At 71.5% G+C, this 13,918-nt stretch carries 14 protein-coding genes and 1 pseudogene; 11 read left to right on the top strand and 4 right to left on the bottom strand.

Features of this window, described 5'->3' with window-relative positions:
• Nucleotides 1-18: 18 nt before the first annotated feature.
• On the bottom strand, nucleotides 19-966 hold the full coding sequence (locus AC4OXY_RS14350) for a serine hydrolase (RefSeq protein WP_362819237.1): 948 nt from the start codon (nucleotides 964-966) through the stop codon (nucleotides 19-21).
• A 132-nt stretch (nucleotides 967-1,098) separates the two neighbouring features.
• Between AC4OXY_RS14350 and AC4OXY_RS14345 the strand changes: the two genes are divergently transcribed.
• Complete coding sequence (locus tag AC4OXY_RS14345) at nucleotides 1,099-1,830, top strand: SseB family protein (RefSeq protein WP_491994013.1); 732 nt, start codon at nucleotides 1,099-1,101, stop codon at nucleotides 1,828-1,830.
• A 1-nt stretch (nucleotide 1,831) separates the two neighbouring features.
• Here the strand turns inward: AC4OXY_RS14345 and AC4OXY_RS14340 are convergent, their stop codons facing one another.
• Entirely contained in the window at nucleotides 1,832-2,188 is a 357-nt protein-coding gene (locus AC4OXY_RS14340; protein WP_071377581.1) for a DUF1844 domain-containing protein, read from the bottom strand.
• A 374-nt stretch (nucleotides 2,189-2,562) separates the two neighbouring features.
• Between AC4OXY_RS14340 and infC the strand changes: the two genes are divergently transcribed.
• From infC to AC4OXY_RS14290, 10 genes are all read left to right on the top strand, one after another.
• Entirely contained in the window at nucleotides 2,563-3,225 is a 663-nt protein-coding gene (gene infC, locus AC4OXY_RS14335; RefSeq protein WP_030654735.1) for a translation initiation factor IF-3, read from the top strand.
• A gap of 112 nt (nucleotides 3,226-3,337) precedes the next feature.
• A complete protein-coding gene (rpmI, locus tag AC4OXY_RS14330) occupies nucleotides 3,338-3,532 on the top strand; it encodes a 50S ribosomal protein L35 (RefSeq protein ID WP_071377580.1) in 195 nt (64 codons plus the stop codon).
• 105 nt (nucleotides 3,533-3,637) lie between these two features.
• The gene (gene rplT / locus AC4OXY_RS14325; RefSeq protein WP_071377579.1) at nucleotides 3,638-4,021 is read left to right on the top strand and encodes a 50S ribosomal protein L20; all 384 of its coding nucleotides are present in this window, start codon (nucleotides 3,638-3,640) and stop codon (nucleotides 4,019-4,021) included.
• A gap of 194 nt (nucleotides 4,022-4,215) precedes the next feature.
• Entirely contained in the window at nucleotides 4,216-5,070 is an 855-nt protein-coding gene (locus AC4OXY_RS14320; protein WP_356022179.1) for a TrmH family RNA methyltransferase, read from the top strand.
• A gap of 50 nt (nucleotides 5,071-5,120) precedes the next feature.
• Nucleotides 5,121-6,263, top strand: a complete 1,143-nt coding sequence (locus AC4OXY_RS14315) for a sensor histidine kinase (protein WP_356022176.1) — start codon at nucleotides 5,121-5,123, stop codon at nucleotides 6,261-6,263.
• A 125-nt stretch (nucleotides 6,264-6,388) separates the two neighbouring features.
• Nucleotides 6,389-7,510, top strand: coding sequence for a phenylalanine--tRNA ligase subunit alpha (pheS, locus tag AC4OXY_RS14310; protein ID WP_356022174.1), 1,122 nt, complete (start codon nucleotides 6,389-6,391; stop codon nucleotides 7,508-7,510).
• Nucleotides 7,510-10,032 carry a phenylalanine--tRNA ligase subunit beta gene (gene pheT / locus AC4OXY_RS14305; protein ID WP_402068767.1) on the top strand — a complete coding sequence of 841 codons (2,523 nt, stop codon included), beginning with the start codon at nucleotides 7,510-7,512 and terminating at the stop codon, nucleotides 10,030-10,032. Before pheS ends, pheT begins: the two co-directional genes overlap by 1 nt.
• Nucleotides 10,033-10,200: 168 nt before the next feature.
• Nucleotides 10,201-11,271 (top strand): PP2C family protein-serine/threonine phosphatase, encoded by a 1,071-nt coding sequence (locus AC4OXY_RS14300; RefSeq protein ID WP_356022170.1) that lies wholly within the window; start codon nucleotides 10,201-10,203, stop codon nucleotides 11,269-11,271.
• A 101-nt stretch (nucleotides 11,272-11,372) separates the two neighbouring features.
• The gene (locus AC4OXY_RS14295; protein ID WP_356022168.1) at nucleotides 11,373-12,713 is read left to right on the top strand and encodes an NsdA family TPR-like regulatory protein; all 1,341 of its coding nucleotides are present in this window, start codon (nucleotides 11,373-11,375) and stop codon (nucleotides 12,711-12,713) included.
• A 76-nt stretch (nucleotides 12,714-12,789) separates the two neighbouring features.
• A complete protein-coding gene (locus AC4OXY_RS14290; RefSeq protein ID WP_079173747.1) occupies nucleotides 12,790-13,326 on the top strand; it encodes an NUDIX hydrolase in 537 nt (178 codons plus the stop codon).
• Here AC4OXY_RS14290 and AC4OXY_RS14285 read toward each other — a convergent pair.
• Together AC4OXY_RS14285 and AC4OXY_RS14280 are read right to left on the bottom strand one after the other, a co-directional pair.
• Nucleotides 13,323-13,580 carry a hypothetical protein gene (locus AC4OXY_RS14285; protein WP_356022165.1) on the bottom strand — a complete coding sequence of 86 codons (258 nt, stop codon included), beginning with the start codon at nucleotides 13,578-13,580 and terminating at the stop codon, nucleotides 13,323-13,325. The genes AC4OXY_RS14290 and AC4OXY_RS14285 overlap by 4 nt on opposite strands.
• A 193-nt stretch (nucleotides 13,581-13,773) precedes the next feature.
• A pseudogene (locus AC4OXY_RS14280) lies at nucleotides 13,774-13,893 on the bottom strand (3-hydroxyacyl-CoA dehydrogenase family protein); the annotation flags it as partial.
• Nucleotides 13,894-13,918 lie beyond the last annotated feature (25 nt).

The raw sequence follows: 13,918 nt of genomic DNA, 5'->3' as shown, positions 1-13,918 counted from the left end.
TTGACTCTGAGGCCGAGATCACTTGCCGGCGAACGCCGACACCGCCGCCCGCGCCGCCGCCTCGACCAGCGCGATGCCCTCCGCCCGGGTCCCGGTGCCCTTCGACAGCACCGCCACCAGATAGCCGGTGCCGTCCACCGTCACCCGTCCGATGCTGTTCACGTCCCACAGGCCGGTCGTGCTGCGGGCCAGCCAACCGTTCTTCAGCGGACAGGAGTTGTCGTCGTCGGCGGCTGACACCCCCCACCGCTGGTCGGCCTCGACCGACGCCATCAGGCCCTGGACGTACGCCCGGGAGGCCGCGCTCAGCTGCCCGTCACCGCCGAACACCTGCTGGAGCAGGGTGAGTTGGTCCGCCGCCGTGGTCTGGGTCAGTCCCCACAGTTCGCCGTCACCGCCGGAGGTGCCCGTCAGCCCGAAGCGCCGGTTGGCCGCGTCCAGGCCGTCCGCCCGGCCGATCGAGTGCCACAGCTCCGTCGCGGACGCGTTGTCGCTGTTCCCGATCATCTTCGCCGCGTACGCCCGCTCCGCCGCCGTCAGCCGTCGGCCCGCGTCCTGCGCCTGGAGCAGCAGCGCGGCCAGGATGTCGACCTTGACGATGCTCGCCGTGTCGAAGGCCGCCTCGCCGTATCCGGCGCTCTCCCCGGAGTCCACCGCCAGCACGGCCGCCGAGACCTCGGCACCCGAGGGCACGCTCACCGCCGCCATCGCCTCGCTCAGCCGTGCGTCCCGGTCCACCGCCGCCTTCGTCACCGATGCCTCCTCGCTCGCCCCGGCCGAGGAGGACGCCGGGGCCGTCGCCGCCGACGATACGGCCGCCGCCCCCGGGTGCGCCCGCGCCTTCACGTACGCCGTGCCCGCGGCCGTGACCCCGACGACGGCCACCACCGCGAGCACGGTGTGCGGCAGCGGACGGCGCCGGGACGGGCGTGCACGACGGCCATGGCGGGCTTTGGGGGACTCCATGGCGGCGATGCTCGGGGCGCGGACTGTGCGCCCCGTCGGACCGGGGTGAGACGACGGTCAGCGCATCCTGGGATTCCCGTGAAAGCGGCCCCGCACCGGCCCGGCGGCGTCCCCCCGATAGGGTCGGTGACCGTGGCGAACAAGAACATTCCCGACCCCGGCTTCTCCGACGACGACGGCTCCGCCGACCCGCGGCTGAGCGCCGCGCTCGCCGCCTGGGCCGAGGACCGCAGCGCGCTCGGGCCCGTCCTGGAGGCCCTGAAGGGCGCCCGCCTGCTCGTCCCGGTCGTCGCCGTGCTCGGCGAGGTCGAGGAGGACGAGAACGGCCTGCGCCGCGAGAAGACCAGCGACATGGCCGTACCCACCCTGAAGGCCGGCGGGCGCACCGCGCTGCCCGCCTTCACCTCCACCGACTCCCTCGCCCGCTGGGACCCCGCGGCGCGCCCCGTCGCCGTACCCCTGCACCAGGCGCTCCAGGCCGCCGCGCACGAGAAGGCCGACACCGTCGTGCTGGACCTCGCCGGACCGGTGCCGTTCGAGCTGACCGGGCCCGCGCTGCTCGCCCTCGCCGAGGGCCGCACCAGCACCGACCCGCTCGCCGACCCGGCCGTCCGGGAGGCCGTGCGGACGGCCGTGGCGGCGGAGCCCGCCGTGCTGCGCGCCCACCTCGGCCCCGGACAGTTCGACGGCACCCTCGCCCTCGTCCTCGACCCGGCCGCGGCACCGGCCGAGGCCGCCCGCGCGGTCGCCGGCCGTCTCGCCGCCGACGACACGCTGAGGGCCCGCCTGGTGCGCGGCCTCGACCTGGCACTGCTGCCGGCCGGGAGCACGCCTCCGGGCGAGCCCTTGTACGTAAAGGGATAGCTCAGCCGTAGACCGGGCCGGTGTACTTCTCGCCCGGGCCCTGGCCCGGCTCGTCCGGGACGACCGAGGCTTCGCGGAAGGCCAGTTGGAGCGACTTCAGGCCGTCGCGCAGCGGGGCCGCGTGGAAGGAGCTGATCTCGGTCGCGCTCGCGTCCAGCAGGCCGGCGAGACCGGTGATCAGCTTGCGGGCCTCGTCCAGGTCCTTGTACTTCTCGCCCTCCTCGCTCAGCCCGAGCTTCACGGCGGCGGCGCTCATCAGGTTGACGGCGACCGTCACGATCACCTCGACGGCGGGGACCTCGGCGATGTCCCGGGTCATCGCGTCGAAGTCGGGGTTCTCAGGAGGGGTCTCACTCATGCCCCACACGATAAGCGGTCCGTGAGCACGGGGATCATCGGGATGACGGGCTCCCGATTAGGCCTTGTCAAGCGATCCTGCTAACCTGGTGGACGACCGGCCGGACGTGCCCTGCCCCATGGCAGAGTTCCCGGCCCACAAGTGGAGGCTCCGAACTCCCACCTGACCGTCCTCCGGGACGGCGGGTCATCCGGTCAGGCGGCCACCATCGTTCCGTACGGACGATGGAGTCGCCCGAATCGCGCCCCGCGGCATCGCGGCGGTGCTCCGGTTGTGTTGTGGAGCCCCGCCTGTGATCGTCCGGGGCATTTTCTTTGCTTCGGCGCGGTTAGGTCTAACGAAAAGAGACATACGCGGCTGTCCGCCAGACAACCGTGTGGTGCTACCGAGGAGGATCCATCAGCGCCGAGCCCCGCATCAACGACCGGATTCGCGTTCCCGAGGTGCGACTTGTCGGTCCCAGTGGCGAGCAGGTGGGCATTGTCCCGCTTGCTAAGGCACTGGAGCTTGCGCAGGAGTACGACCTGGACCTGGTCGAGGTCGCGGCGAACGCCCGTCCGCCCGTGTGCAAGCTCATGGACTACGGGAAGTTCAAGTACGAGTCGGCCATGAAGGCCCGTGAGGCGCGCAAGAACCAGGCGCACACGGTCATCAAGGAGATGAAGCTCCGGCCGAAGATCGACCCGCACGACTATGACACCAAGAAGGGTCACGTCGTCCGGTTCCTCAAGCAGGGCGACAAGGTCAAGATCACGATCATGTTCCGTGGTCGCGAGCAGTCCCGGCCCGAGCTGGGCTACCGACTGCTGCAGCGCCTCGCGGAGGACGTCCAGGACCTCGGTTTCGTCGAGTCGAACCCGAAGCAGGACGGCCGCAACATGATCATGGTCCTCGGTCCGCACAAGAAGAAGACCGAGGCCATGGCCGAGGCCCGGCAGGCGCAGGAAGCCCGCAAGGCCGAGGCGAAGGCGAACCCCGGTAAGTCGCAGAACCCTGCCGAGGCTGAGGCACCTTCCGAGGAGCCCGCCGAGGCGTGATCCCGGGGGACGGCAGTCCCCAGTGGATGTAACCCAGAGAAGAGCGACGCTCCACCGTGCCCGGTTTCGCGACCGGGCACCGGAGCGCCACCGACGAGGAGATAACGGCGCTATGCCGAAGAACAAGTCGCACAGCGGTGCCAGCAAGCGCTTCAAGATCACCGGCTCCGGCAAGGTGCTGCGCGAGCGCGCCGGCAAGCGCCACCTGCTTGAGCACAAGTCCTCCCGCGTCACGCGTCGCCTCACCGGCAACGCCGAGATGGCCCCGGGCGACACCGCGAAGATCAAGAAGCTTCTCGGCAAGTGACGTGACCGGCGCTCGCCACCACTGAGCGCCGCACGTCAGGACCGGGACCCAGTCGTTTCCGGGTCGTGTGAGTACCACCACGACCCCGCTACAAGGAGTTAACAAGTGGCACGCGTCAAGCGGGCAGTCAACGCCCACAAGAAGCGCCGGGCGATCCTCGAGCAGGCCTCCGGCTACCGCGGTCAGCGTTCGCGCCTGTACCGCAAGGCCAAGGAGCAGGTCACCCACTCGCTGGTCTACAACTACAACGACCGCAAGAAGCGCAAGGGCGACTTCCGTCAGCTGTGGATCCAGCGCATCAACGCCGCTGTCCGCGCCAACGGCATGACCTACAACCGCTTCATCCAGGGTCTGAAGGCCGCGAACGTCGAGGTCGACCGCAAGATCCTGGCCGAGCTGGCCGTGAACGACGCGAACGCCTTCGCGGCGCTCGTCGAGGTCGCGCAGAAGGCGCTGCCGTCGGACGTCAACGCGCCCAAGGCCGCCTGACGCTGCGCAGGCTTTAGGCCGACGTGACTGTAGGACCCGCAAGCTTTTCAGCTTGCGGGTCCTGTTGTTGGGGTCCGCGTGTGGTTCGTTCGGCTGCGGGCCGGTGGGGGCTTGTCGCGCAGTTCCCCGCGCCCCTGGGCATGCTGCAGCCCGGCGGCGCCCCAGAGTGAGACTTTCTGAAGGTGAAGGACGGAATGCCGACCCCCGAGCTGATTTCCCCCCGGTCCGCCCGTGTGAGCGCCGCCCGGCGGTTGGCGAAGCGGAATTTTCGGGGGAAGGACCGGCTGTTTCTCGCGGAGGGGCCGCAGGCCGTCAGGGAGGCGGCCGGGCACCGGGCCGGGGGTGAGCCGACCCTCGTCGAGCTGTTCGCCACCGTCGAGGCCGCGGAGCGGTACGCCGACATCATCGGTGCCGCGCGGACCGTGGGCGCCCGGGTGCACCTCGCCTCCGAGGACGTCATCGCCGACATCTCCACCACCGTGACCCCGCAGGGGCTGGTCGGCGTGTGCCGCTTCCTGGACACGCCGTTCGAGGACATCCTCGCCGCCCGGCCGAAGCTGGTCGCCGTGCTCGCCCATGTGCGGGATCCGGGGAACGCGGGGACCGTGCTGCGCTGTGCCGACGCCGCCGGGGCCGAGGCCGTGATCCTCACCGACGCCTCCGTCGACCTGTACAACCCCAAGGCCGTACGCGCCTCCGTGGGCTCCCACTTCCATCTGCCCGTCGCCGTCGGCGTGCCCGTCGAGCAGGCCGTGCGCGGGCTGACGGGCGCCGGTGTGCGCATCCTCGCCGCCGACGGCGCCGGGGACCGCGACCTCGACGAGGAGCTGGACAAGGGGACCATGGGCGGGCCGACCGCCTGGGTGTTCGGGAACGAGGCCTGGGGGCTGCCCGAGGAGACCCGCGCCCTCGCCGACGCCGTCGTCCGCGTCCCCATCCACGGAAAGGCCGAGAGCCTGAACCTCGCCACCGCCGCCGCCGTATGTCTCTACGCGTCGGCCCGTGCACAGCGCGCCTCCGGAGGGTGCCGCTCCGTCACCGAGAGCTAGTAGGGTGACGAACTCGGGGCCCTGCGCCGTCTGAGAGGTGGGGTACGGGGATGAGTGTGGCCGGCACGAGCACCGCGCCGGGGGGACCGGAGGGGCAGGACGGGCGGCGGGCAGCCGTGTCCCGGTGCGGCGATCCCGCGGGCCTCGACCCCGACCAGCTCCCCGACGGCCTCGTCATCGCCGATGAGCGCGGGCGCGTGGTCTGCTTCAACACCGCCGCCAGCCGGATCACCGCCGTACGCGCCGCCGACGCCCTCGGGCAGCCCCTGGAGAAGGCGCTGCCGTTGGAGGACCTGGAGGGGCGCCGGTGGTGGCAGCTCACCGACCCGTACGGCGGGCTGGCCATCCGGGTGCGGCAGCCGGAGCGGAATCTGCTGCTGCCCGGCGGGCGGGAGGTGCTCGTCTCCGCCCGCTACATCCGCGCCGAGCCCCTCGGGCCCGTCCGCCGCGTTCTCGTCTCGCTGCGCGACACCGAGGCCCGCCGCCGCACCGAGCGCAGCCACGCCGAGCTGATAGCGACCGTCGCCCACGAGCTGCGCTCCCCGCTGACCTCCGTGAAGGGCTTCACGGCCACCCTCCTCGCCAAGTGGGAACGCTTCACCGACGACCAGAAGCGGCTGATGCTGGAGACCGTCGACGCCGACGCCGACCGGGTCACCCGCCTCATCGCCGAGCTGCTGGACATCTCGCGGATCGACAGCGGGCGCCTGGAGGTGCGCCGGCAGCCCGTCGACATCGGGGCCGCCGTCTCCCGGCACATCCAGGCCTACGTCGCCGCCGGCCAGCCCGCCGACCGCTTCCTGCTCCGCATCGAACAGCCGCTGCCCGCCCTGTGGGCCGACCCCGACAAGGTCGACCAGGTGCTGAGCAACCTGATCGAAAATGCGGTGCGGCACGGCGAGGGAACCGTCACCATTGACGTCACGCCCTGCGCATCCCCGCGCGACGGCGAGGAAACCGGCACGTCGGTCACGGTGAGCGACGAAGGTCCCGGCATCCCGGAGGCATCCATGAACCGCGTCTTCACCCGCTTCTGGCGGGGCAGCAAGCGCGGCGGCACGGGTCTTGGGCTGTACATCGTCAAGGGCATCGTCGAGGCCCACGGCGGCACCATCACGGTCGGCCGCGCCTCCGTCGGTGGCGCCGAGTTCCGATTTACGTTGCCCGTGGCTGCCCCGGCGTATCTCGCCTGACGGCCCACGGGCTCTTCGTCCCCCTCCACCCCGTTAGACTCGGCCTTTGGCACCTTTGTGTCCTTCACACGGCCCACCAACGGTCTCGGGGACCATCCGCCAGCCAATCGGAAGCACGGGAAGAGATGTCGGCACCGAATAAGTCGTACGACCCTGTAGAGGTCGAGGCGTTGAAACCGGAAGAGATCGAGCGCATGCGGGACGAGGCGCTCGCCGCCTTCGCCGCCGCGGACTCCCTCGACGCGCTCCACGAGGCAAAGGTCGCCCACACCGGCCCGGCCTCCCCGCTGGCCCTCGCCAACCGCGAGATCGGCGCCCTGCCCCCGCACGCCAAGGCCGAGGCCGGCAAGCGCGTGGGCATGGCCCGCGGCGCCGTCAACAAGGCCCTCGCGAGCCGCCAGAGCGAGCTGGAGGCCGAGCGCGACACCCGCGTCCTCGTGGAGGAGTCGGTCGACGTCACGCTGCCGTACGACCGCGTCCCGGCCGGCGCCCGGCACCCGCTGACCACGCTGTCCGAGCGCATCGAGGACATCTTCGTGGCCATGGGCTACGAGGTCGCCGAGGGCCCGCAGGTCGAGGCCGAGTGGTTCAACTTCGACGCCCTCAACATCGGCCCGGACCACCCGGCCCGCGGCGAGGCGGACACGTTCTTCGTGCAGGGCCGAAACGGCGGCACCGAATCCGGCGTCGTCCTGCGCACCCACACCTCGCCCGTGCAGATCCGCTCCCTGCTGGAGCGCGAGCTGCCGGTCTACGTGATCTGTCCCGGCCGCGTCTACCGCACCGACGAGCTGGACGCCACGCACACGCCCGTCTTCCACCAGGTCGAGCTGCTCGCCGTGGACGAGGGCCTGACCATGGCCGACCTCAAGGGGACCCTGGACCACATGGTCCAGTCCCTGTTCGGCGAGGGCATGAAGACCCGGCTGCGGCCGAACTTCTTCCCCTTCACCGAGCCGAGCGCCGAGATGGACATGCTCTGCTACGTCTGCAAGGGCGAGTCCGTCGGCAACCCCGACCGGCCCTGCCGCACCTGCTCCAGCGAGGGCTGGATCGAGCTCGGCGGCTGCGGCATGGTCAACCCGCGGGTGCTCACCGCCTGCGGCGTCGACCCGGAGAAGTACAGCGGCTTCGCCTTCGGGTTCGGCATCGAGCGGATGCTGATGTTCCGCCACAACGTCGAGGACATGCGAGACATGGTCGAGGGTGACGTCCGGTTCACCCGGCCGTTCGGGATGGAGATCTGATGCGGGTCCCGCTTTCTTGGCTGCGGGAGTACGTCGACCTGCCGGCGACGGAATCCGGCCGCGACGTCCAGGAGAAGCTCGTCTCGGCCGGCCTGGAGGTCGAGACCGTCGAGCAGCTCGGCGCCGACCTCAAGGGCCCGCTGGTGGTCGGCCAGGTGCTGACGATCGAGGAGCTGGAGGGCTTCAAGAAGCCGATCCGCTTCTGCACCGTCGACGTCGGCCAGGCCAACGGCACGGGTGAGCCCCAGGAGATCGTCTGCGGCGCCCGCAACTTCGCGGTCGGCGACAAGGTCGTCGTGGTCCTGCCCGGCGCCACCCTGCCCGGCGGCTTCTCCATCGCCGCCCGCAAGACGTACGGCAAGACGTCCCACGGCATGATCTGCTCCACCGACGAGCTGGGCATGGGCGACGACGGCACCCACGGCATCATCGTGCTGCCGCCCGAGACCGAGGTCGGCAAGGACGCCATCGAGCTGCTGGAGCTGGTCGACGAGGTCCTGGACATCGCCGTCACCGCCAACCGCGGCGACTGCCTGTCCATCCGCGGCGTCGCCCGCGAGGCCGCCATCGCCTACGGCCTGCCGCTGCGCGACCCGGCCCTGATCGACGTGCCGGCCCCGAACGCCTACGGCTACCCGGTCCAGGTCACCGACCCGTTCGGCTGCGACCGCTTCACCGCGCGCACGGTCACCGGCCTGCGCCCCGAGGCCCGCTCCCCGATCTGGCTCCAGCGCCGGCTGCAGAAGGTCGGCATGCGCCCGATCTCGCTCGCCGTCGACATCACGAACTACGTGATGATGGAGCTGGGCCAGCCGCTGCACGCCTACGACCGGTCCCTGGTCCAGGGCACCATCGGCGTGCGCCGGGCCCAGGAGGGCGAGAAGCTCGTCACCCTCGACGGCGTCGAGCGCACGCTGCACGCCGAGGACCTGGTCATCACCGACGACCGCGGCCCGATCGGCCTCGCCGGTGTCATGGGCGGCGCCAACACGGAGATCGCCGACCACGAGGTTACCGAGGACGGCGTCAACGGCACCACCGACGTGGTCATCGAGGCGGCCCACTTCGACGCCGTCGCGATCGCCCGTACGTCCCGCCGCCAGAAGCTGCTGTCCGAGGCGTCCCGCCGCTTCGAGCGCGGCGTCGACCCGCAGGCCGCCGCGGCCGCCGCGCAGCGCACGGTGGACCTGCTGGTCCTGCTCGCGGGCGGCACGGCGGAGGCCGGTGTCACCGAGATCATCGCGCCTTCGGCCCCGCACACCATCACCGTCCCGGCGAACCACCCCGACAAGGTCGCGGGCGTCGACTACGGCCGCGAGAGCGTCGTACGCCGCCTCCAGCAGGTCGGCTGCGACGTGTACGGGCAGGACGAGCTGATCGTCACCGTCCCGTCCTGGCGGCCCGACCTGGTCGACCCGAACGACCTGGCCGAAGAGGTCATCCGCCTGGAGGGCTACGAGAACCTGCCCTCCACGCTCCCCAAGCTCCCCTCGCAGCGTGGTCTGACCCACCGGCAGCGACTGCACCGCCGGGCCGGCCGCGCGCTGGCCGGCGCGGGCTACGTCGAGGCGCCGAACTACCCGTTCGTCGGCGAGCAGGTCTTCGACCAGCTCGGCCTGGACTCCGACGACCCGGCCCGCCGCGTCGTCAGGCTGGTCAACCCGCTGAGCGACGAGGAGCCCGCGCTCCGTACGACGCTGCTGCCGGGCCTGCTCGGCGCGCTGCGCCGCAACGCCGGCCGGGGCAGCCACGACCTCGCCCTGTTCGAGACCGGTCTGGTCTTCCACCCGCGCGAGGAGCAGAGGGCCGCCTTCCATCTGCCCGTCGACCGGCGGCCGACCGACGAGGAGATCGCCGCGCTGAACGCCGCGCTGCCCGAGCAGCCGCGGCACGTGGCCGCCGTTCTCGCCGGTGCGCGTGAGCAGGCCGGCTGGTGGGGCAAGGGCCGTCCGGCCGACTGGGCCGACGCGGTGGAGGCGGCGCGCGCCGTCGCCCGTGAGGCCGGTGCCGAACTGACGGTCCGCAAGGGCCAGTACGGCCCGTGGCACCCCGGCCGCTGCGCCCGGCTGGTGATCGTCGTCGACGGTACGGAGCAGGTCGTGGGCCACGCGGGCGAACTGCACCCGCGTGTGCTGAAGGCGCTGGGGCTGCCGGAGCGCACCTGCGCGATGGAGCTGAACCTGGACGCCCTGGAGGCGGCCGGCGACGGTGTCCCGCAGGCGCCGGGCATCTCCACGTTCCCGGTCGCCACACAGGACGTCGCCCTGGTCGTCGACCTGCCGGTCCCGGCCGCGGAGGTCGAGGCGGCGCTGCGCGAGGGCGCGGGCGAACTGCTGGAGTCCATCCGGCTGTTCGACGTGTACGAGAACGCCGAGCAGCTCGGCGACGGCAGGAAGTCGCTGGCGTACGCGCTCCGCTTCCGGGCCGGGGACCGTACGTTGACCGTGGACGAGGCGTCCGCCGCGCGGGATGCGGCGGTTGCCCTGGCGGGTGAGCGCACCGGGGCGGTGTTGCGGGGCTAGCGCCCCTTCCGCCCCTGCATAAATGCGGGTTGGCCTGCGCAGACTCACTCATTCGGGTGGGAATCGCCGGCGATCTGGTCCTTCCGGACCATGCCCTGGACAGAATCGGACCGGCCTTTCGGGGTCGGTCCGTCTGCTTTGTCAGGGACTAATGGGGGATCCAGAGGCATGATCCGTATGAAGGCACGGGCACCCACCGCGCGGGGAGCCGTACTGCCCATGGTCTGGGGCGGTGTGGCCGTCGGCTACCGGTTCGGCTGCCCGCTCGCGCAGCAGGACGGGCTCGGTGCGCGCATCGTCACCAGCGCCGTCTTCCTCGCCGTCGGCACCGGACTCATCGTCCATGTCCGGCGCACCCTGCTGCGGGAGCTGCGGCAGGCCCGCCGGGTCGCGCGGGCGGCGCAGAGTGTCGTACTGCGTCCGCCGCCCCCGCGCCTCGACGGGCTGAACGTCGCCGCCGCCCAGTTGTCCGCCGACCGGGGCGCCTGTGTCGGCGGGGATCTGTACGAGGCGGTCGCCACCGAGCACGGGGTGCGGGTGGTGATGGGCGACGTACGAGGCCACGGACTGGCCGCCCTCGCCACCGTCGCCGCCGTCCTCGGCAGCTTCCGCGAGGCGGCCCACGACGAGCCCGAACTCGGCCGTGTGCTGCGCCGGTTGGACCGCGCCCTCGCCCGCCATCTGCGCGAGCGGGCCCGCGCCGGACACCCGGTCGCGGAGGAGTTCGTCACCCTCCTGCTGCTGGAGATCGGCCGGGACGGCGACGTGCGCGCCCTGAACTGCGGCCATCCCTGGCCGTACCGGGTCAGCGGCACGAACGTCGACCAGTTGACGCGCGTCGACCCGCTGCCTCCGCTGGGCCTGTTCCCGCTGCCGGCGGAACTGGAATCGCACTCCTGCGGTCGCCTGTTCCCGGACGACTCCCTCGTCCTCTTCACGGACGGCGCGGAGGAGGCGCGGGACGCCCGGGGGCGGTTCTTCTCGCTGCCGACCGTGCTGCGGGAGGCCGTGCACGATCACCCGGTGTCCCCTCAGTCGGTGCTGCGCTCGGTCTTCACGGCTCTCCTGCACCACACGGCGGGGCGGCCGACGGACGACATCGCCCTGCTGGTCCTGCGGAACGACCGCAGGCGGGGCACGCTTGCCCGCACGGGGACGGTCGACCCGGCCAAGCCGCCGCTTTTCGAGGGGGAGCCGGTGGCTTGGCCGGGACCCCAGTCAACCGGTAGACCACGCTGAGCGACACCGCGTGTACAGCGCGGATGCATGCGTTCCGTTCACACCCCGTGTGAAACCGAACACACTACGCTGAATGGCACCAGGCCACTCGGGGGGCATCCATGCAGCCCAACACTCTGCTCGACGCGATCCTGGACGAGGCGGGGATCTCGCACGCCGGGCTCGCCGCCCACGTCAACCAGGCGGGCCGCAGACGCGGCCTCGTGCTCCGGTACGAACACACCGCCGTGGCGCGCTGGTTGAAGGGGCAGCGGCCGCGCGGACAGGTGCCCGACCTGATCTGCGAGGTGCTGGCCGGGCGGCTCCAGCGCCCGGTGACCCTCGACGACATCGGCCTCGGGGTGCCGGGCGAGCCGAGTACCCCGCACGCCGGGTCGCTGTCCGGCTTCGTGGAGCGGGCGACCGCCCTGTGGCGCTCGGACGAACAGCAGCGGCCCCATGTGCTGGGCGCCCCCGCCGTCACCGGGACCCCGGCGGTCATGCCGGTGTGGGAGTGGGAGAACCCGCCCGAGGACGTCGACGTCTCCCGAGGCGGCCGGCACCGGGTGACCACGGCCGACATCGAGATGCTGCGGGCCGCGCGGAGCCACTACGAGCAGATGTACCGCAAGGCGGGCGGCATCGCGACCCGCACCCGGATCGTCGGCTTCCTCAACGCCGAGGCGGCGCCGCTGCTGCGCGGCAGCTACACCGACGCCACGGGCCGCCAACTGCACCGGGCCACGGGCGGTCTGGTGGCCGTCACCGGGATCTGCGCGTACGACTCCGACGCGCACGGTCTCGCCCAGCGGTACTTCCATCAGGCGCTCAGGCTCGCAAAGGCCAGCGGGGACAGGGGACTTGGGGCGTATGTGATAGCCCTGCTGGTCAACCAGTCGCTGTTCATGCGGGAGTACCGGCAGGCCGTCGCCTTCGCGGAGTCGGCGCTGCGGGCCGCCGGCCGGCACATCACCCCGGCGCTCGCCTCCGACCTGTACGCGATGCAGGCCAAGGCGTACGCCCATCTCGGCGACGCCGGCAGCGCCCTGGCGTGCATCCGGCGCGCGGAGACGGCCGCCGACCGGATCCGGCGCGGGTACGAGCCCGACGAGACCGGCTATGTGCAGCCGGGGCTGGTCAACGTGCAGGTGGCCGAGGCGCTCCTCAGTCTCGGTGAACTCGCCGCCGCGCGCGAGCACGCGGTGGCGGCCGTCGACAATCCCGCCCACGACCGGGGAAGGGTGCACCGGCTCGCCATGCTCTGCACGATCGAACTGCGCCAGGGACAGGCCGACAAGGCGGTCGCCACCGCCGTGCAGATGGCCGAGCAGGCGCGCGGAATGGAGTCCCAGCGCCTGCGCGACAGGCTGCGCGCGGTACGCGAGCACCTGGTGAGATGCGGCTCGGCCGGCACCGCCGAGGCCGCCGAACTCATCGACGGGGCACTGCGCGTACCGCTGTAGGCCCTCCACACGCCCTCTGTGGGTACCTCGTCCCTGCTGCGATATTGCCACTTACTCATCGAAAGGTGGCAGAACCGTGCAGTGGACGAAACAGAACGAACAAACTGTGTATGCAAATCGCTGGTTCAGCGTCAATCTCGCTGACGTCGAGCTGCCGGACGGCCGGCATCTCGACCACTTCCTGATCCGGCTGCGGCCCGTGGCCGTGGCCACGGTCGTCAACGAGGCGGGCGAGGTGCTGCTGCTGTGGCGGCACCGCTTCATCACCGACAGCTGGGGCTGGGAACTGCCCGCGGGTGTCGTCGAGGACGGCGAGGACATCGCCATAGCGGCCGCCAGAGAACTGGAGGAGGAGACCGGCTGGCGGCCGGGACCCCTGCACCACCTCATGACGGTGGAGCCGTCCAACGGCCTCTCCGACGCCCGGCACCACATCTACTGGTCCGACCGGGGCGAGTACGTCGGACATCCCGTGGACGACTTCGAGTCCGACCGGCGCGAGTGGGTGCCGCTCAAACTCGTCCCCGATCTGATCGCCCGTGGGGAGGTCCCGGCCGCCAACATGGCGGCCGCGTTACTGCTGCTGCACCACCTCAGGCTCGCCGACGGCTAGCGGGCCAGCGCCTGCCAGACGGTGACGACGAGGGCGCCCAGCGCGGTGAGCGCGGCGAGCGAGGGCAGGGGCCAGCGGGCGTGCTCCAGTGAGGCGAGCCGGGTGTTCAGGTCGTCCAGTTCCTTGGCCGTCTCCTTCGTGCGGTGGCTGAGCAGGTTCAGTCCTCCCTCGACCTGTGCGTAGGCCACGTCGAGGCGGCGACGTAACTCTGCGAGTTCTCCCTGGACCACGGGATGCTCTTGATCGGTGGCCACGGGTCCACTCCTTTGCGTAGTCGAAGATGCCGTTCCGCATCCCATTGCATGCGCATGAAGAGTGAACTCGCCTGGTGAGCGTGAGGGGAGAGTGCGCGAGGGGCATATGCGTGCCCGGTGCGCACACGGAGTGTGAAACGCGTGGGCCCGGCACCCATCCCGGTGCCGGGCCCACGCGCGTCGCAGGCAGTAATCAGCCGTAGGTGTAGAACCCCGAGCCGGTCTTCCGGCCCAGCCGGCCCGCCTCGACCATGCGCTGCAGCAGCGGGGGAGCGGCGTACAGGGGCTCCTTGTACTCGGCGTACACGTTGTCAGTGTGCGCGATTGCCGCTCCCACC

Source organism: Streptomyces sp. HUAS MG56 (assembly GCF_058673395.1).
This window is presented reverse-complemented; position numbering and strand designations above follow the sequence as displayed.